We start from the raw sequence: 18,995 nt of genomic DNA, 5'->3' as shown, positions 1-18,995 counted from the left end.
GCATCGACGGAAGGACTTCTCTCATGTGTCATCCTTCGTGGGGCCGCGCGCTCACCGCGGCGCAGCGGTTGAGCGATCTCGCGCGGTTGCGCCGCGTCCGTGATCGGATCGACCGGGAGTACGCGCAGCCGCTGGACGTCGAGACCCTGGCCCGGGGCGTGCACATGTCGGCCGGGCATCTCAGCCGTCAGTTCCGGCTCGCCTACGGTGAGTCGCCGTATTCGTACTTGATGACGCGGCGTATCGAGCGCGCGAAGGCGTTGCTGCGTCGTGGGGACCTGAGCGTCACCGAGGTGTGTTTCGCGGTCGGCTGCTCTTCGCTGGGGACGTTCAGTACGCGTTTCACCGAGTTGATGGGGGTGCCGCCCAGTGTGTACCGGCGGCAGGCGGCGGAGGCGATGGTGGGGCTTCCGTCGTGTGTGGCCAAGCAGGTGACCCGGCCGGTCAGGAATCGGGAAGCGCCGCTCGCCGAGCTGCAGTCGGCCTGACCTTCAGGAGCAGATCGCGACGGCCTGTGCCTCACCCACGCGGCCACGCGCCCGGCCGTCGTACGGGTGACCGTTGGCTACCTTTCTTCGTATGTCATCGAATGCGTCCTCGACGTCCCGGGGGTATGCGAAGGGCCGTGCTCGTCGCCGGGAGATCCTCCTCGCCGCGCTCAACGCGTTCGCCGAGCAGGGCTTCCGAGCCACGTCGATGCGGGAGATCGCGGAGATGGTCGGGCTGAGCCAGGCCGGCCTGCTGCACCACTTCTCGTCAAAGGACGAACTGCTGGAAGAGGTGTTGCGGCTACGGGACGAGGAGCAGGAGGCGTTCAATGAGCGGTTCGGGCGCCATGACGGCCTGAACGCGGTCCGGTACCTGATCGACCTGGTCGAGCTGAACGCCCGCCAGGTCGAACTGGTCCGGCTGTACACGGTGCTGGCGGGGGAGTCGGTGGGCGCCGGGCATCCGGCGCGACCGTACTTCCTCCAGCGGTACACCACGATTCGCGAACGCGTCGCGAGCCGTCTGCGGGACGCCCGCGACGCCGGGGAGATCCGGGCCGACGTCGACCTGCCGGCCGCGGCCTCGGTGCTCATCGCGGCGATGGACGGCCTGCAGATCCAGTGGCTGCACGACCCGGACGCGGTGGACATGAGGACGGCGTTCGCGGACTTCCTGGAGGACTACCTGCGCGGACTGGCACCGGAGCCGCAAAAGTAACGAAGCGGTAACAAACTATTCACTTGATTGGTTTTCTCTGCCTACACTTCCACGCACCCACCTGACGTGGGCGGATGTGGCGTCGGCGACGGCGCAGGAAGGCAGGGCCACTCATGGAGTTCGGCTCGACAGGCCGGGAACTGTCCCGGCGGGCCGCGCTGCTCGGCATGGCCGGGCTCGGCGCGGCCGGTGTCGCCGGATGCCGGCTGGCGGTAGATGAGGCTCGCGGTGCCGTGGGCGGCGGTCCCCGGCGCGGCGGCACACTCGTCATGGGCGTGAACATCGACGCCAAACCCGCAGCCGTGCAGTCGCAGGGACCCATCAGCATCGCCTGGCGCGGACTCGTGTTCGAGCCGCTGACGTCGTACGACGCCGCGGGCGTGCCACAGCCGATGCTGGCCCGTTCGTGGGAACTCGCCGACGGCGGCCGTACCGTCACCCTGCACCTGCGGGACGACGTACGGTTCCACTCCGGACGGCCGATGACCGCGCAGGACGTGATCTTCTCCCTGCGCCGGACCACGCAGCCGGCGGCGCAGTCGCAGGTCAAGCCGATCGCTCTGCTCATCGACGATATGAGCGCGCCGGACCCCCACACGGTGCGGCTGCGGCTGAAGCGGCCGGCCGCCAACCTGTTCGACCTCTTCCAGTACGCGATGATCTTGGACAGCGAGAGCGCGGCGGGCATCGCGAGCGGCCGGGCGATGATCGGCACCGGTCCGTTCGTGTGGAGGTCGTGGACGCCGGGGTCGCAGCTCACGCTGGTGCGCAACCCCGCGTACCGGGTGCCCGGGCGGCCGTACCTCGACCGCGTCGAGCAGCCGGTGTTCACGGACCCGACGGCGCTGGTGACCGCGGTGCGCGGCGGGCGTGCGCACGTCGTGTTCGGCATCACGCCGCTGGACGCCAGAGGGCTGTCGAAGGACGAGCGGTTCCACGTCAACCGAGGGATCTCGCTCGCGTACGTCTTCGGCCTGAACACCTCGACCCCGCCGTTCAACGACCCGCAGGTCCGGCGGGCGGTCGCCTACGCGATCGACCGCGAGCGCATCGTCAAGCAGGTCTTCGCCGGCTACGGCGACACGAGCAGCCTGTGGTGGAGCCGCAAGGAGCCGGGCTGGGACGCCGCGCAGGCCGGCGTGTACCGCTACGACCCGGCCCGCGCGAAGGCGATGCTCCGCCAGGCCGGGGTGGCGGGGACGCAGGTGACCATCGACGTGATCAACACCCTGGGGGTGATGAGCACGGCGCAGATCGTCCGCTACGACCTGGAGGCGGTGGGCCTGCGGGTGGCGACCAAGGTGTACGAGAACGTGGACTTCAGCAGTCGCCTGGTCAAGGGGGCGCTGGGGCAGGCGTACCTGAACAGCATCGGCATGGCGGACATGTCGGCGGCCACCATCGTCAGCTCCAGCCCGATGCTCACCCCAGGGCACAACCCGTCCCACTTCACCACGCCCGAGTACGGCGCCGCGGTCAACGCCGCGCTCACCGCCTCGGCCGCCGACCGCCCGGCGGTGGTGCGACGGCTGGCCGCCTACATGCAGGACCAGGCGTTCATCCACTCGCTCGGCATGTCGAACTCGATCAGTGTGCAGTCCCAGCGCGTCCGGGGGCTCCGGTTCGACGTCGTGGGCAGCTTCCTCCTCGACAGCACTTACCTGGTGTGATCATGAGTAGATTCCTGGTGCGCCGGCTCCCTTCGGCCCTGCTGGTGCTGTTCGCCACGTCGATCCTCGCGTTCGTCCTTCCCCGGCTGGCCCCGGGGGACCCGGCGGTGGCCGCCGCCGGTCCCGACGCCAGTGCGGCCGACATCGCCGCCATCCGCCGGGACCTCGGCCTCAACCGGCCGCTCGTCGAGCAGTACTTCCACTGGATGGGCGGCATCTTCACCGGTGACTTCGGCCGGTCGTACGCCACCGGCAGGCCGGTGACCGAGCTCATGGGCAGCCGGCTGGGCAGCACCGTCCAGCTCGCCGTGCTGGCGGCGGTGTTCATGGTCGTGATCGGCATGGCGCTCGGCGTGGCCGCGGGCTCGGCCCGGCGCCGCTTCGCCAAGAGCGTGCTCGACGTCGCGTGTTCCGTACTGCTCGCGGTGCCGCCGTTCCTCACCGGCCTGCTTCTCGTCCTGCTCCTCGGCGTGGCCTGGACCGTACTGCCGGTCAGCGGCGAGGTGTCGATGTTCACCGATCCGGAGATCGGCGTGCAGTACCTGTTGCTGCCCGCCTTCGCGCTGGCCCTGCCGCAGGCCGCGCAGATCGCCCGGCTGCTGCAGAGCGCGATGTGGCAGTCGCGGTCGGAGGAGTTCGTGCAGACCGCGATCGCCAAGGGTGCCTCGCCCACCCGGGTGACGATTCGGCACGTACTCCGCAACTCCATGGCGAGCGCGCTGGTGAGCCTCGGGATGCGGATCGGCGAGCTGCTCGGCGGAGCCATCGTCATCGAGGCCATCTTCGCCCGCAGCGGCCTCGGCGCACTGGCCGTGACCAGCGTCAACCAGCGCGACTACCTGGTGCTGCAGGCGATGATCCTGTTCGCGGTGGCCATCGCGGTGATCTTCCAACTGCTCACCGAGATCGCGCTGTCCGTGCTCGATCCCCGCATCCGGTTGGAAGGGGCGACCGCATGACGACGACCATTCAGGCGGCACCACCGGTCGCCCAGAAGACGGTACGGGAGGGCTGGCGGCGCTACCTCGCCGCGGTGCGCAGGCCGCGGGGCGCGTTCGCGCTGAGCCTGCTGGCCCTGCTCGTGCTGGCGGCCCTGCTCATCCCGCTGTTCTCGAACGGCTACGACCAGCAGTCCTCCGACACCTTCCTGTCCCCGTCGTGGCGACACCCGTTCGGCACGGACGAACTCGGCCGCGACGTGTTCACCCGAACCCTGTACGGCCTCCGCTCCGACCTCGTGCTGCTGTTCATCGGGGTGCCGGTCAGCATGGTGCTGGGCACCATGCTCGGCGTCCTCGGCGCCGTGTCCCGGGCGGCCGGGCTGTTCATGCAGCGGGTCTTCGACATCATTATCGGGTTCCCCAGCCTGATCCTCGGCATCGTGATCGTGCTGATCATGCAGCCGGGCATCTGGGCCCTGCTGGTCACCATCGTGATCTACGGCCTGCCCGGGTTCGGGCGCCTGGCACGGGCGGCGATGCTGGCGCAGGAACGCCGCGAGTACGTGCAGGCCGCGCGGGTGCTCGGGATCTCGCGGCGGAAGGTGCTGGTCCGGCACATCCTGCCGAACTCCATCGACGCGATCATCGTGCACGCCGCGATCTCGATGGTGACCGCGGTCTTCCTGGAGACCGGGCTGTCGATCGTCGGCCTCGGCATCCAGCCGCCGCAGCCCTCGCTCGGCATGCTGCTCAACACCGGGGTTCGGTTCCTGTCGCTGGCGCCGATGTACGTGCTCGGGCCGACCCTGGTCCTCATTCTGCTGGCCCTGTCGTTCAGCCTGCTCTCCGATGCCCTCAACGAGGCGGTGACGCGGAAATGACCGTGTTGGAAGTCAACGACCTGCGGGTCCAGTTCGGATCGACCGTCGCCGTGGACGGGGTGTCGCTGCGGGTGGACCGGGGCCGGATCGTCGCCCTGGTCGGCGAGTCCGGTTCCGGCAAGTCCGTCACGGCCCGCTCGATCATGCGGATGGTGCCGGAGCCCGGCCGGATCACCGGCGGGACGGTGCGGTTCGAGGGACGGGATCTGCTCAGCCTGCGCGAGCGCGAGATGCGGTCGATCCGGGGTCAGCGGATCGCGATGGCGTTCCAGGATCCGCATGCGTCGCTGAACCCGGTCGCCACCGTCGGCGCCCAGGTCGCCGAGGCGCTCATCGTGCACGGCACACCGCGCAGGAGAGCCCGGGAGCGCGCGGTGGAACTCCTCGACCTCGTCGGCATCCCCGACGCCGAGCGCCGGGCCGGGGAGCACCCGCACCAGTTCTCCGGCGGCATGCGGCAGCGGGTGGTCATCGCGATGGCGCTGGCCCACGAGCCGGCGCTGCTCGTCGCCGACGAGCCCACCACGGCGCTGGACGTCACGGTCCAGGCGCAGATCCTGCGGCTGCTGGCCGAGCTGCGCGACCGGATCGGGGTCGCGGTGCTGCTGATCACCCACGACATGGGCGTGGTCGCCGAGCTGTGCGACGAGCTCGCGGTGATGTACGGCGGCCGGATCGTCGAGACCGGGACGGTCGCCGACGTGTTCGCCGCGCCGGCCCACCCGTACACGCGGGACCTGCTGCGGGCGATGCCCCGGCTGGACGACGTCGCCGGGCGACGCCTGTTCGCGATCCCGGGGCAGCCGCCGGACCCGGCGACGCTGCCGCCGGGCTGCGCCTTCCACCCGCGCTGCGCCCGCGCCGAGGACACCTGCCGTACCGAACGGCCCACCCTCACGTCGCTGGACGGCGGGCGCTCGGCCGCGTGCTGGTTCCCCGTAACCGAGAGTCAGGCCGCGGCCGAGCCCGCGGACGTGCCCGAGCGGGTCACCGCCGCCGAGCGGCCGCCGGTCCTGGAGATCGACGGCCTGCGCGTGAACGTCGGTGGCCGACGCAGCGCGGTGTACGCCGTCGACGGCGTGAGCCTGCGGGTCCGCGCCGGCGAGACGGTCGGCCTGGTGGGGGAGTCCGGATGCGGGAAGTCCACCCTCGCCCGGACCGCGGTGGGCATCAACCGGCGCGCCGCCGGCACCATCAAGATCCAGGGTCAGGATCCGGGCGCGGCCTCCCATCGCGCCCTGCAGTACGTGTTCCAAGACCCCTACGCGTCCCTCAACCCCCGCCGCACCGTCCGGCAGGTGCTCGACGAGGCCCTGGAGGTGCGCGGCGTGCCGCCCGCCGAGCGCCGGGAGCAGTCGGTGAAGCTGCTGGAGCTGGTCGGGCTGGCCGAACGGCACCTCGACCGGTTCCCGCACGCCTTCTCCGGCGGTCAGCGGCAGCGCATCGCCGTCGCCCGGGCGCTCGCGGTCGAGCCAGCCGGCCTGATCCTCGACGAGCCGGTCTCGGCCCTGGACGTCTCGATCCAGGCGCAGATCATGAACCTGCTGGCCGACCTGCGCGACCGGCTCGGCCTGGGCTACCTCTTCATCGCGCACGACCTGGCGGTGGTGCGCAACATCAGCGACCGGGTCGCGGTGATGTACCTCGGCAAGATCGTGGAGACCGGGCCGGCCGAGCGGCTGTACCGCGAGCCGCTGCATCCGTACACGGTGTCCCTGCTGTCGTCCACTCCCTCGGTGGAGGCGTCCAGGGAGAGGATCGTGCTCACCGGCGACCTGCCCAGCCCGAAGAACCCTCCCTCGGGCTGCCGGTTCCGGACGCGCTGCCCGATCGGCCCGCTGGCGCACCCAGACCGCACGATCTGCGTGGAGAAGGCGCCGGAGCTGCCGCCCGGCGCGGACGACCGGCACGGGGCGGCTTGCCACTTTCCGGGCGAAATGCACAAGAAGCTTCTCGCGGAAGGAGCCCTGGCCGGATGACCGATCGACCGGACATCGTGCTGATCCTCGCCGACGACCTCGGCTACTCCGACCTCGGGTGCTACGGCGGCGAGATCGAGACGCCCAACCTCGACGCGCTCGCCCGCGACGGCGTGCGCATGACCCACTTCACGACGACCGCCCGGTGCAGCCCGTCGCGGGCCTCACTGCTGACGGGCCTGCACCCGCACCAGACCGGGATCGGCGTGCTGAACGGCGACGACGGGCCGGGCGGCTACCCGGGAAGCCTCAACGACCGGTGCCTGACCCTGGCCGAGGTACTCGGGGCGGCCGGATACGCCACGTGCATGAGCGGCAAGTGGCACCTCGCCCACTCGATGGACGAACCGTCGCACGCATGGCCCACCCGGAGGGGGTTCCAGCGCTTCTACGGCACTCCCGGCGGGGGCGGAAACTACTTCGCGCCGTTCCGGCTGACCCGGGGCGAGGAGGACGTCTCGAAAGAGGCGCGCACCGACCCGGACTTCTACTACACCGACGCCATCACCGACGCCGCGGTCGATTTCGTCCGGACGACGCCGCAGGATCGGTCGCTGTTCTGCTACGTGGCCTACACCGCGCCGCACTTTCCCCTGCAAGCGCGGGAGAGCGACATCCGGCGCTGTGCCGGCCGGTACCGCGACGGCTGGGACGTGGTCCGGGCGCGCCGCGTGGCGACAATGCGAGGACTGGGGATCCTCCCCGAGCACGTCGCGCCGAGCCCGCGGGACCCGGAGGTCCCGGCGTGGGAGGACGTCGAGCATCCCGAGTGGGAGCAGCGGCGGATGGAGGTCTACGCCGCGCAGGTCGAGTGCATGGACCGCGGGATCGGCCGGATCGTCGAGTCGCTGCGCGCCTCCGGAAGGCTGGAGAACACCCTGCTGGTCTTCCTGTCCGACAACGGCGGCTGCGCCGAGGAGTTCCCGGTCGGGCTCGGCAGCGAGTACGCCGCGCGCGGGTTCAAGGCCGTGCCCGCCGCGACCAGCGACGGCCGCGAGATCTACGTGGGAAGCCGGCCGGACCGCATGCCGGGCGGCGAGGACGTCTACATGATGTACGGGCGGGGCTGGGCGAACGTCTCGAACACGCCGTTCCGCATGTTCAAGCGGTGGGCGCACGAAGGAGGCATCGCCGACCCGTTCATCGCGCACTGGCCGCGCGGCCTCGGCGAGCGCGCGGGCGAGATCGTCCACACGCCGCACTACCTGCCCGACTTCATGCCGACGGTGCTCGAGGTGACCGGAGCCTCCTACCCCGAGTCGTTCCCCGGCCGGTCCCCCCTCCCGCTGGAGGGGCACGGCATGCTCGGCTCCTGGCGCGGTACGCCGGATCCGGGGGAGCGGTGCCAGTTCTACGAGCACATCGGCAACGCCGCCGTACGCCGCGGGAGATGGAAGCTCGTCCGCGAATACCCCGGCGACTGGGAGCTGTACGACCTCGACGCGGACCCGGTCGAAGGCGCCGACCTCGCCGCCGACCACCCGGACCTGGTGCGCGAGCTCGCCTTCGCGTGGGCCGAGTGGTCGCATCGCTGCGGAGTCGTGCCACGGGAACGGATCCTCGAGCTCGCGCGCTGGGGCATCGCCGCCCGCGTCTGACACTCACTACGGAAAGGAACTCGATGCTGGACGCCCTTGTCGCCGAGCTCGATCTGGAACAGAAGGTAAGGCTGCTCACCGGGGGGACCTTCTGGGGCACACACGCCGAGCCGTCGGTGGGGCTCCGCTCGATGCTCATGTCCGACGGCCCGTCCGGGGTACGCGGTGAGCACTGGGACGAACGCGACCCGTCGTTGAACCTGCCGTCGGCCTCGGCGATGGCGGCCACCTGGGACGTCGCCTTCGCGGAGCGGTACGGCGCGGTACTGGCGGCACAGGCGCGCGCCAAGGGCGTGCACGCCGTGCTCGGGCCCACGATCAACCTGCACCGCAGCCCGCTCGGCGGCCGGCACTTCGAGTGCTTCTCCGAGGACCCGCTGCTGTCCGGCGCGCTGGCCGTCGGGTTCGTGCGCGGTGTGCAGCGGCACGGCGTCGCCGCGGTGCCCAAGCACTTCGTGGCCAACGAGTCCGAGACCGACCGGTACACCGCCGACGTACGCGCGGACGAGCGCACACTCCGCGAGGTCTACCTCGCGCCGTTCGAGATGGCCGTACGCGAAGGCGGGGCCTGGGCCGTCATGTCGGCCTACAACTCGGTCAACGGCGCCACGATGAGCGAGAACGACCTGCTGCGCGACCCGCTGTCGGCCGAGTGGGGTTTCGCCGGCCCGGTGGTCTCGGACTGGACGGCCGTGCACAGCACGGAGGCCAGCGCGCTCGCCGGACAGGACCTGGTGATGCCCGGCCCGGACGGCCCGTGGGGCGCCGCCCTGGTCGAGGCGGTACGAGCCGGCCGCGTGCCGGAGGCGGTCATCGACGAGAAGGTACGCCGCATCCTGTGGCTGGCCGCCAAGGTCGGTGCGCTGGGCGAAGAGACCGTCGCCCCAACGACACCGCCCCCGGACGGCGGGTTCGCGCGAGAGGCCGCCGCGGCCGGCATGGTGCTGGTGCGCAACCGGGACGAACTTCCCTGGCCTTCGGCAGGCCCGCGGTCGATCGCGGTGATCGGGCAGGCGGCCGAGGTCGCGCGCACTCAGGGCGGCGGCAGCGCCCGGGTGGTGCCGCTCGCGCTCGTGCCGCCGCTGCAAGGCCTGCGGGAGGCGCTGCCCGCGACCGAGATCCGGTACGAGGGGGGCGCGGTCATCACCGACGGCCCGCTGCCGCTGCCCCTGCACACACTGACCAACCCGGTCACCGGCGAGCCCGGCGTACGAGCCCGGTTCCTCGACGCGGACGGCAACGAGGTCGCCGCCGAGGACCGTCTCTCAACCGACCTGCTCTGGTTCGGCGGCGGTCCAGAGCCGGGAGGTCGGTCGGGGTCGGTTGGTCGGGACGAACTCGCAGGTCGGTCGGGGTCGGTTGGTCGGGGAAAACCCGCAGTCACGCTGGAGCTCAGTACGCGGTACCGGCCGGAGACGACCGGGCGCACGCACATCGGCGTCGCCTCCGTGGGCCGCAGCACCGTCTTCGTCGACGATGCCGTCGCGCTGGAGGCCGACCTGACCGACCCGGACGCGATCCTCGGGGCGGGACTGTTCGCCCCGCCGTCGACGTCGGCGCCCGTGCACCTCACGGCGGACCGGCCGGTCCTGCTCCGCGTCGTGCACGATCTGACCTCGCGCGCCGGTGGCCGTACCTCGTCGGTGTCGCTGTCGTTCGGCCTCGAGGTACGGGCGGACGATGAGGACGCCGAGATCGCCCGGGCCGCCGAGGCCGCGCGTACGGCCGAGGTCGCGGTGGTGGTCGTGGGCACCACCGCCCGGGTCGAGAGCGAAGGCGTCGACCGTACCTCCCTGGCGCTGCCCGGTCGCCAGGACGAGCTCGTACGCGCGGTCGCCGCCGCCAACCCGCGGACCGTGGTGGTGGTCAACGCGGGCGCTCCGGTGCTGATGCCGTGGCGGGACGAGGTCGCGGCGATCCTGCTCACCTGGTTCCCCGGGCAGGACTTCGGGCACGCGCTCGCGGACGTCCTCCTCGGCGTCGCCGAACCCGGCGGCCGGCTGCCCACCACCTGGCCCGCCGATGAGGCCGACGTGCCCGTGCTGTCCACCCGTCCCGTGGACGGCGCGCTCGACTACGCCGAGGGCGTGCACGTCGGCCACCGCGGCTGGCTGCGGGCCGGCCGCGAGCCCGCGTATCCCTTCGGCCACGGCCTGGGCTACACGACCTGGCGCTTCGACGATCTCGTGGTGCCCGAGTCGGTCGACGCGGGCGGGCCGCTGCCGGTGACCGTGCGGGTCACCAACACCGGGGCCCGCACCGGGAGGCAGGTGGTGCAGGTCTACCTCTCCCGGCCGGAGACCGAGATCGACCGGCCGGTGCGCTGGCTCGCGGGGTTCGCCGTGGTACGGGCCGAGGCGGGGGAGACCGTGGAGGTGAACGTCGAGGTCGGCGCGCGTGCGCTGGCGCACTGGGACGGCGCGTGGCGGTACGAGCCCGGCGCGTTCCTGGTGCATGCCGGGGCCTCGAGCACGGATCTGCCGCTGACGGGAAAGGTGGAGGCGAAGTGAAGATCATCTATGTGGACGTCGACACCCTGCGTCCCGACCACACCGAGCCGTACGGCTACCGGCGTCCGATCACGCCGAACCTCGCCGCCCTGGCCGAGCGTAGCGTCCGGTTCGACCGCTACTACTGCTCCGACTCACCGTGCCTGCCCTCGCGCACGGCGTTGACGTGCGGGCAGTTCGGCATCACCAGCGGCGTCGTCGGCCACGCGGGCGAGGCCGCGCGGTTCCGGCTCGACTCCGGACACCGGCCCGAGCCCGGCCGCCCGCTGCTCGGCCAGGTGCTGACGCGGGCCGGCTACCTCACGGCGGCGGTGTCGTCGTTCGCCGAGCGGCATCGCGCGTACTTCTTCCAGGGGAACTTCCGCGAGAACATCCAGGCCACCCCGGACATCGGCGACGAACCCGCCGAGCTCATCACCGACACCGCGGTGGACTGGATCTCCCGGCACCGCGACGACGACTTCTACCTGCACATCACGTACTGGGATCCGCACACCGACTACCTGCAGGCGCCCGAGTGGACGGAGCGCGCCGCCCGCAGCGGCCCCGCGCCGGACTGGCCGGACCAGGAGGCCATCGACCGCCACGCCGAGGTCTACGGCCCCCGCACCGCCCTGGACCTGCACTACGTGGGCGGCCCGCGGTCCTCGCAGGTGCCGCACAACATGCCGGACGAGATCCGCACCCGTGCCGACTTCGAGCATCTGATCAACGGCTACGACGGCGCGATCCTGTACTGGGACCACCACTTCGGCCGGCTGCTGGCGGCCCTTGAGTCGATGGGCCTGACCGAGGAGACCGCGATCGTCGTCAGCGCCGACCACGGGGAGGCGTTCGGCGAGCTCGGCTCGTACGGTGAGCACGCCTTCGCGAGCGAACCGGTGCACCGGCTGCCGATGATCGTCCACTGGCCGGGCGTCACCGACGGCGGCAGCGACGAATCGCTGCTGTACAACATCGACTACGCGCCGACGATCTGCGAGCTGCTCGGCATCCCGGTTCCGGAGAAGTGGCAGGGCCGGTCGTTCGCCGCGGCATTGCGCGGCGAGCGGCCCGAGCAGCGCGAGTACCTCGTGCTCGGCCATGGCGCGCACACCTTCCAGCGGTCGGTGCGGACCCGCGACCACCTCTACATCCGCACCTACCACCCCGGCTCGCTCCGCGCCGAATGGGAGTCGCTGTTCGACGTGACCGGCGACCCGCACCTCGAACACAACCTCGTCGACAAGGAACCGGAGTTGCTCGCGCGGATGCGCTCCCACCTGCTCGAATGGTGGCACCGGTACGCCGCGACACCGGGCGCGCTGCCGGACCCGATGCAGATCTCGCTGCAGGCCGGGCCGACGCTCTACGCCAAGCCGGACGAGTACGCCGCGCACCTGCGGGCCACCGGCCGGGCCGAACTCGCCGACGACCTCGAGGCGCGTCTGCACCCGGACAACGGTGCCGTCGACGTCTCCTGGCACGCGCAGGCGCCGCTCCCGACCCTGCGGGTGCCCGACCGGAAGAAGGCGAAATGAGCGCCGGCCGGCCGAACGTCGTCGTCTTCGTGCCCGACCAGCTGCGGGCCGACGCGGTGGGCGCCTTCGGCAACCCGCACGTCCGGACGCCGAACATCGACCGCCTCGCCGCCCGCGGCGCCCGCTGCACCAACGCGTTCGTGCAGCATCCGGTCTGCTCGCCGAGCCGCGCGTCGTTCCTCACCGGCTGGTACCCGCACGTGTCCGGCCACCGCACGCTCACCAACCTGCTGCGCGCGGACGAGCCGAACTTCCTCAAGTCCTTCCGGGACAACGGTTACCACGTCACCTGGGTGGGGGAGCGCGGCGACACCTTCGCGCCGGGCGGGACCGAGGCCAGCGTCGACGAGTACGGCTTTTCCGTCGAGCCGACCGGCATGCGCTGGGCCAAGGACATCGAGTACGAGAACGACCTCGCCGCGCGCACCTTCTATGCCGGGCGGGTCGAGGAGGCCGTCGACTTCGACGAGGCCGCGATCCGGACCGCCGAGGCCTGGCTGGCCGGCGCCCCACGGGAGCCGTGGCTGCTGTTCGTTCCGCTGCTCGCGCCGCACGTGCCGTTCAAGGCGGCGGAGCCCTGGTTCTCGATGTACGACCGCGACGCGATGCCGGATCCGGTGCCCCCCGCCGACGGCTCCGAGCCGTGCTTCCACCAGCCCCTACGCGACGCCTACGGCCTCGAACGCGCGACGCCGGAGCACTGGCGGGAGATCACCGCGACGTACTACGGCATGGTGTCCCGGATGGACGCCCACCTCGGCCGCGTCCTGGACGCGGTCGAGCGGGCCGGGCACGCCGACGACACGATCACCGCCTTCTTCGCCGACCACGGTGAATACCTCGGCGACTACGGCCTCGTCGAGAAGTGGCCGACCTCGATGAGCGCGAACATCACCCGGGATCCGCTGATCCTGGCCGGGCCGGGGATCCCCGCCGGCGAGGTGGTCGAGGACATGGTCGAGCTGATCGACGTGTTCCCGACCCTGCTCGACCTGTGCGAGGTGCCCGACGACACGCACCGGCACTTCGGCCGGAGCCTCGTTCCCCGGTTGCGCGGCGAGGGCGTGCCGCACCGCGAGTACGCCTTCACCGAGGGCGGCTTCACGCTCGACGAGGAGGCACAGCTGGAGCGACCCGGCTTCCCGTACGACCGCAAGGGCGACCTGCAGCACGCGGAGCCGCGGCTCGTCGGCAAGGCGACCGCCGTCCGGGACCGCTCGTGGACGTACGTTCACCGGCTGTACGACCCGCCGGAGCTCTACGACCGGATCGCCGACCCGGACGAGCGGATCAACCTCGCCGGCCGGCCGGAGTTCGCGCAGGTCGAGGAGCGGATGCGGGGCGAGCTGCTGCGTCGGCTCATCGAGACGGCCGACGTCGTGCCGTTCGCCCCGGACCCTCGCCGGCCGAAGGTCGACCTGCCCACGCCTGGGGCGGAACGATGACGGCTAGTGTCCGGAGGGGAGTGGAAGGAGCCCTTATGGACCACTGTTGTGCCCCGTCCCGGCCCGATGACGGACCCGCGCCCGTCCCCACCGCGATCGCCGGCGGCGGAGGCGATCTCGGCAAGTTGATCGTGCTGCCGGGTGGAACGTTCCGCATGGGCACCGACGACAAGGACGGGTTCCCCGAAGATCACGAGGGGCCGGTCCGCGAGGTGGTCGTGGCGCCGTTCGCGATCGACCCGTACTGCGTGTCCAACGCCCGGTTCGCCGAGTTCGTCGAGGCGACCGGGTACCGCACGGACGCCGAACGGTTCGGCTGGAGCTACGTGTTCGCCAAGTTCCTGCCCGGCCGGGTGCGCAAGACCGCGCCCCGGCCGCCGCAGACCCCTTGGTGGTGTGGTGTGCCTGGCGCGTACTGGCGGCATCCGGAAGGGCCGGACAGCGACCTGGACGGCCGGTCGGACCACCCGGTGGTCCACATCTCCTGGCGCGACGCGAACGCCTACTGCCAGTGGGCGGGCGGCCGGCTGCCCACCGAGGCCGAATGGGAGTACGCCGCGCGCGGCGGGCTGGACCAGGCCCGCTACCCCTGGGGCGACGAACTCACCCCCGGCGGCGAACACCGCTGCAACATCTGGCAGGGCCGCTTCCCCGTGCACAACACCGCCGAGGACGGCTACGCGGGCACCGCACCGGTGGACGCGTACCAGCCCAACGGCTACGGGCTCTACAACACCTCGGGCAACGTGTGGGAGTGGTGCGCCGACCCGTTCGCCGACGGCATGTCGGAACGGTCCATGCGGGGCGGCTCGTACCTCTGCCACGAGTCGTACTGCAACCGCTACCGCGTCGCCGCCCGCACCGCCAACACACCCGACAGCTCCGGCGGCAACCTCGGTTTCCGCTGCGCCGCCGACGTCCAGCTCTGAAGGAGGGCGAAACCCATGAAGGCGATCATGGTGATGTTCGACAGCCTGAACCGCCAGATGCTCCCGCCCTATGGCGCCGACTGGGTGCACGCGCCGAACTTCAGCCGCCTGGCCGAGCGGACGGCGACGTTCGACAACTGCTACGCCGGCAGCATGCCGTGCATGCCCGCCCGCCGTGAGCTCCACACCGGGCGGTACAACTTCCTGCACCGCAGCTGGGGGCCGCTGGAGCCGTTCGACGACTCTGTGCCCGAGATCCTCGGCGACAACGGGGTGTACTCCCATCTGGTCACCGATCACCAGCACTACTGGGAGGACGGCGGCGGCACCTATCACAACCGGTTCAGCACCTATGAGTTCTTCCGCGGTCAGGAAGGCGATCGCTGGAAGGGCCACGTCGCCGACCCCGAGCTGCCCACGATGCTCAAGCGCCGGATGCTCGGATACGTCCGTCAGGACTGGATCAACCGCCAGTACCTCACCGACGAGGTCGACCATCCGCAGACCCGCACCTTCGACGCGGGGCTGGAGTTCATCCGCACCAACCACGGCGACGACGACTGGTTCCTGCAGATCGAGACCTTCGACCCGCACGAGCCGTTCTTCAGCTACGAACGGCACAAGAAGCACTACCCGCACGACTACGACGGCCCGCTGTTCGACTGGCCCGACTACCAGCAGGTGCTGGAGACGCCCGAACAGGTGCAGCACCTGCGGTACGAGTACACCGCGCTGCTGTCCATGTGCGACCACTCGCTCGGCCGCGTGCTGGACACCATGGACGAGCTCGGGCTCTGGGACGACACGCTGCTGATCGTGTGCACCGACCACGGGTTCCTGCTCGGCGAGCACGGCTGGTGGGGCAAGAACGTCGCCCCGTGGTTCGACGAGACCATCCATACGCCCCTGTTCATCTGGGATCCTCGCAGCGGGGTACGGGGCGAACGACGCGAGTCCCTGGTCCAGACGATCGACCTCGCGCCGACGCTGCTGGAGTTCTTCGGCCTGAATCCGACCCCGGACATGCAGGGCGTACCGCTGCGCGAAACGGTCGCGGCGGACACGCCGGTACGCGAAGTGGGGCTGTTCGGCGCGTTCGGCGGCCACGTCAGCGTCACCGACGGCCGGTACGTCTACATGCGGGCGTGCGCCGCACCGGACAACCGGCCACTCGTCGAGCACACCCTGATGCCCACCCACATGCGAGGCCGCTTCCGCCCGGAGGAGCTTCGCGGCGCCGAGCTGGCCGGACCACTGCCGTTCACCAAGGGCGTGCCGGTGCTCAAGACCACCGGGCACGCCATGGCCAACCCGTACGCCTTCGGCACCCTGCTGTTCGACCTGGCCGAGGATCCGGACCAGGAGCACCCGCTCGCCGACGACGAGCTCGAACTCCGCATGGTCGGCCTGCTCGTGGAGCAGCTGCGAGCGAGCGACGCGCCGCCCGAGCAGTACGAGCGCCTCGGCCTCCCCGAGAGCGGCCCGGTCACCCCGGACCATCTCCTGGTGCGCGCCCAGTGGGAGCAGGTGCGGGCAAGTCGGCAGGGCCCGGCCCGCGCGGAGGAGTTCGCCCGTCCCGACGGCCTCGAGATCCCGCTGCGGCGACTGCTCGCCGACGAGGATTCGGCCGCGGCCCTGCGCCGTCACGTGCCGGACCTGGTCGACGGCCCGCTCGTCGGCATCGCCGGTCACCTGACCCTGCTGCAGATCGCCGCGTTCGCCATCGGTCTGCTTCCCCGCGACCGCCTGCACGCCGTCGCCGACGAACTCGCGGGTCTTCGTTCCCCACTGTGAAGGAGTTGTCCGTCATGCCAGTCGATGGATCGCCGGTGACGATCGTCGCGACCGACGCCGACGACCAGCCCACCCGTACCCCCGACCTGGAGGAGCTGTATCGCGGCTTCGAATCGGAGCTGCTCATCCCCCTGTGGACCGAGATCGGCGATCTCATGCCGTTGTCGCCGCGGTCGCGGGCGGTTCCGCACCTGTGGCGCTGGAGCAGGCTGCTGCCCATGGCCGAGCAGGCCGGGCGGCTCGTGCCGGTGGGACGCGGCGGCGAGCGGCGGGCGATCGCGCTGGCCAACCCGGGACTGGGCGGCCGGCCGTTCGCCACGCCGACGCTGTGGGCGGCGATCCAGTACCTCAACCCGGGTGAGGACGCCCCCGTGCACCGCCACACCCAGAACGCGTTCCGGTTCGTCGTCGAGGGAGAAGGAGTGTGGACGGTCGTCGACGGCGACCCGGTGGCGATGCGCCGGGGCGACTTCCTGCCGCAGGCGGGCTGGCACTGGCACGGCCACCACAACGTCACCGACCGGCCCATGGCGTGGATCGACGGGCTCGACATCCCGTTCCAGCACCTCGTCGACGCCACGTTCTTCGAGTTCGGGCCCGATGAGGTCGAGACCCGGGAGGCGCCGGAGCGGTCGCGTTCGGAGCGGCTGTGGGGGCACCCGGGGCTGCGGCCGCTGACCCACCTCAGGCCCACCCCGGCGACGCCGCTGCTCGCCTACCGGTGGGAGCACACCGACCGGGCGCTGGCCGAGCAACTGGCGCTGGAGGCGGAAGGCGATCGGGTCACCGTGGAGCCGGGCCACGCCGCCGTGCGCTACACCAATCCCACCACCGGCGGCGACGTCATGCCGACGCTGCGCGCCGAGTTCCACCGGCTGGCACCCGGCACCGAGACCGCCGCCTCCCAGGAGGTGGGCTCGTCGGTCTACCAGGTGTTCGACGGCACCGGCCAGGTCACCGTCGGCGACGAGACCTGGACCGTCGAGCGCGGCGACCTGTTCGCGGTGCCGTCGTGGCAGCCGCTGACGCTGGCCACGGAGGGCGGCCTGGACCTCTTCCGCTTCAGCGACACCCCGATCTTCGAGCGTTTGAACCTTCAGGAGACCACGCAGTGAAACTCGCGACCATCCGCACCGGCGGGGGCACCCGCGCCGCCCGCCTCACCGCCGACGGCTACGTCGACCTGGGCTGTTCCGACGTCGGCGACCTGCTCGCCCGTACGGACCGGCCCACTGCGGGGGGCACCGTGCACCCCGTCGACGCCGGTCTGGCGCCCGTCGTGCCGCGGCCCGGGAAGGTGCTGTGCGTGGGGCTCAACTACCGCACGCACATCCTGGAGATGGGCCGCGACCTGCCCGAACACCCCACGCTGTTCGCCAAGTTCGCCGAGGCGCTGATCGGCGCCCGCGACGACATCCAGCTCGCGCCCGAGTCGTCCGCGGTGGACTGGGAGGCCGAGTTGGCGGTGGTGATCGGCGCGACCGTACGGCGAGCGTCCGCCGAGGAGGCGGAGCGGGCCATCGCCGGATTCACCGTCATGAACGACGTCACCATGCGGGACTGGCAGTTCCGTACGAAGGAATGGCTGCAGGGCAAGACGTTCGAGGGCACCACGCCGCTCGGGCCGGTGCTGGTCACCCCCGACGAGCTGCCCGGCGGCGTACGGCCCCGGCTGGCGATCACCTGCCGTGTCGACGGCGAGATCGTGCAGAAGGCCGACACCGGCGACCTGGTGTTCGACCCGGTCGACCTGGTCCGCTACGCCTCCACGATCCTCACGTTGCGGCCCGGGGACGTCATCGCCACCGGCACACCCGGCGGTGTCGGCCATGCTCGCAAGCCGCCCCGTTACCTGTCCGACGGCACCACCGTGGTCACCGAGATCGAGGGCATTGGACGCCTGGAGAACACCGCGAGGACGGCGTGAGCTCCCGGGACTGGATGGACCTGGGCACCGCGCTGTTCCTCGGCGTCGTCGACCGGCTGACCGACGACGAACTGTCCGCGCCGACCAGGCTGCCAGAGTGGACGCGGCGGCACGTCGTCGCCCATGTCCACGGCAACGCCGAGGCGCTGCGCCGCCTGCTCGACTGGGCCGCGACCGGTGTGGAGAACCGGATGTACGCCGGTCCCACACAGCGCGACGCCGAGATCCGGGCCATGGCGGCACTGCCGGCCGACGAGCTGCGCGTACTCGTCCATCGGTCCGCCCGGGCTCTGGCGGCGGACCTGGACGCCCTACCGGAGGCGGCCTGGCGCCACATGGTGATCACCGCCCAGGGGCGTACGGTCCCCGCGAGCGAGATCCCCTGGATGCGGGCACGCGAGGTCGCGGTGCACGCCGTCGACCTGGACCATAGCGTGGGCTTCGCCGACCTGCCCGACGATCTGGCCGCCGCGCTGGCCGCCGACGCCGTGGCCAAGCATGCGTCTCGCGGGTCGGCCGCGGACCTCGCCGCGTGGCTGACTGGGCGCTCCGCCAAGGCGCCCACGCTCGGTCCCTGGCTGTGACCTTGGGAAAA

15 protein-coding genes are annotated in these 18,995 nt (G+C 71.4%); all 15 read left to right on the top strand.

What is annotated here, in order from left to right; translation table 11 throughout:
* Positions 1–23 precede the first annotated feature (23 nt).
* The 15 genes from ACQP2O_RS33135 (at position 24) to ACQP2O_RS33065 (ending at position 18,984) form a co-directional block, all read left to right on the top strand.
* Positions 24–488: a helix-turn-helix transcriptional regulator gene (locus ACQP2O_RS33135; RefSeq protein WP_433171960.1), complete on the top strand. Its 465-nt coding sequence runs from the start codon at positions 24–26 to the stop codon at positions 486–488.
* A gap of 91 nt (positions 489–579) precedes the next feature.
* The gene (locus ACQP2O_RS33130; RefSeq protein WP_433171958.1) at positions 580–1,206 is read left to right on the top strand and encodes a TetR family transcriptional regulator; all 627 of its coding nucleotides are present in this window, start codon (positions 580–582) and stop codon (positions 1,204–1,206) included.
* Positions 1,207–1,319: 113 nt separating this feature from the next.
* Positions 1,320–2,876: an ABC transporter substrate-binding protein gene (locus tag ACQP2O_RS33125; protein ID WP_433171956.1), complete on the top strand. Its 1,557-nt coding sequence runs from the start codon at positions 1,320–1,322 to the stop codon at positions 2,874–2,876.
* 2 nt (positions 2,877–2,878) lie between these two features.
* Entirely contained in the window at positions 2,879–3,835 is a 957-nt protein-coding gene (locus tag ACQP2O_RS33120) for an ABC transporter permease (RefSeq protein WP_433171954.1), read from the top strand.
* Entirely contained in the window at positions 3,832–4,698 is an 867-nt protein-coding gene (locus tag ACQP2O_RS33115) for an ABC transporter permease (RefSeq protein WP_433171952.1), read from the top strand. The genes ACQP2O_RS33120 and ACQP2O_RS33115 overlap by 4 nt, the downstream gene beginning before the upstream one ends.
* Positions 4,695–6,677 (top strand): dipeptide ABC transporter ATP-binding protein, encoded by a 1,983-nt coding sequence (locus ACQP2O_RS33110; RefSeq protein ID WP_433171950.1) that lies wholly within the window; start codon positions 4,695–4,697, stop codon positions 6,675–6,677. Before ACQP2O_RS33115 ends, ACQP2O_RS33110 begins: the two co-directional genes overlap by 4 nt.
* A complete protein-coding gene (locus ACQP2O_RS33105; protein ID WP_433171948.1) occupies positions 6,674–8,275 on the top strand; it encodes an arylsulfatase in 1,602 nt (533 codons plus the stop codon). The genes ACQP2O_RS33110 and ACQP2O_RS33105 overlap by 4 nt, the downstream gene beginning before the upstream one ends.
* A 23-nt stretch (positions 8,276–8,298) precedes the next feature.
* Positions 8,299–10,785, top strand: a complete 2,487-nt coding sequence (locus ACQP2O_RS33100) for a beta-glucosidase family protein (RefSeq protein ID WP_433171946.1) — start codon at positions 8,299–8,301, stop codon at positions 10,783–10,785.
* Complete coding sequence (locus ACQP2O_RS33095; RefSeq protein WP_433171944.1) at positions 10,782–12,305, top strand: sulfatase family protein; 1,524 nt, start codon at positions 10,782–10,784, stop codon at positions 12,303–12,305. The genes ACQP2O_RS33100 and ACQP2O_RS33095 overlap by 4 nt, the downstream gene beginning before the upstream one ends.
* On the top strand, positions 12,302–13,750 hold the full coding sequence (locus ACQP2O_RS33090; protein ID WP_433171942.1) for a sulfatase-like hydrolase/transferase: 1,449 nt from the start codon (positions 12,302–12,304) through the stop codon (positions 13,748–13,750). Before ACQP2O_RS33095 ends, ACQP2O_RS33090 begins: the two co-directional genes overlap by 4 nt.
* A gap of 35 nt (positions 13,751–13,785) precedes the next feature.
* A complete protein-coding gene (locus ACQP2O_RS33085; protein ID WP_433171940.1) occupies positions 13,786–14,679 on the top strand; it encodes a formylglycine-generating enzyme family protein in 894 nt (297 codons plus the stop codon).
* A gap of 15 nt (positions 14,680–14,694) precedes the next feature.
* Positions 14,695–16,473 (top strand): sulfatase, encoded by a 1,779-nt coding sequence (locus ACQP2O_RS33080; RefSeq protein WP_433171938.1) that lies wholly within the window; start codon positions 14,695–14,697, stop codon positions 16,471–16,473.
* A 14-nt stretch (positions 16,474–16,487) separates the two neighbouring features.
* Positions 16,488–17,588: a cupin domain-containing protein gene (locus ACQP2O_RS33075; protein ID WP_433171936.1), complete on the top strand. Its 1,101-nt coding sequence runs from the start codon at positions 16,488–16,490 to the stop codon at positions 17,586–17,588.
* Positions 17,585–18,400 carry a fumarylacetoacetate hydrolase family protein gene (locus ACQP2O_RS33070; protein ID WP_433171934.1) on the top strand — a complete coding sequence of 272 codons (816 nt, stop codon included), beginning with the start codon at positions 17,585–17,587 and terminating at the stop codon, positions 18,398–18,400. The genes ACQP2O_RS33075 and ACQP2O_RS33070 overlap by 4 nt, the downstream gene beginning before the upstream one ends.
* Positions 18,397–18,984, top strand: a complete 588-nt coding sequence (locus tag ACQP2O_RS33065; RefSeq protein ID WP_433171932.1) for a maleylpyruvate isomerase family mycothiol-dependent enzyme — start codon at positions 18,397–18,399, stop codon at positions 18,982–18,984. The genes ACQP2O_RS33070 and ACQP2O_RS33065 overlap by 4 nt, the downstream gene beginning before the upstream one ends.
* The last annotated feature ends 11 nt before the right edge of the window (positions 18,985–18,995 follow it).

This window comes from Actinoallomurus sp. CA-150999, from assembly GCF_050942425.1.
In the GTDB taxonomy this organism is placed as follows: domain Bacteria; phylum Actinomycetota; class Actinomycetes; order Streptosporangiales; family Streptosporangiaceae; genus Actinoallomurus.
Note: the sequence above shows the minus strand (reverse complement) of the source record. Positions and strands in the feature narration are given on the sequence as shown.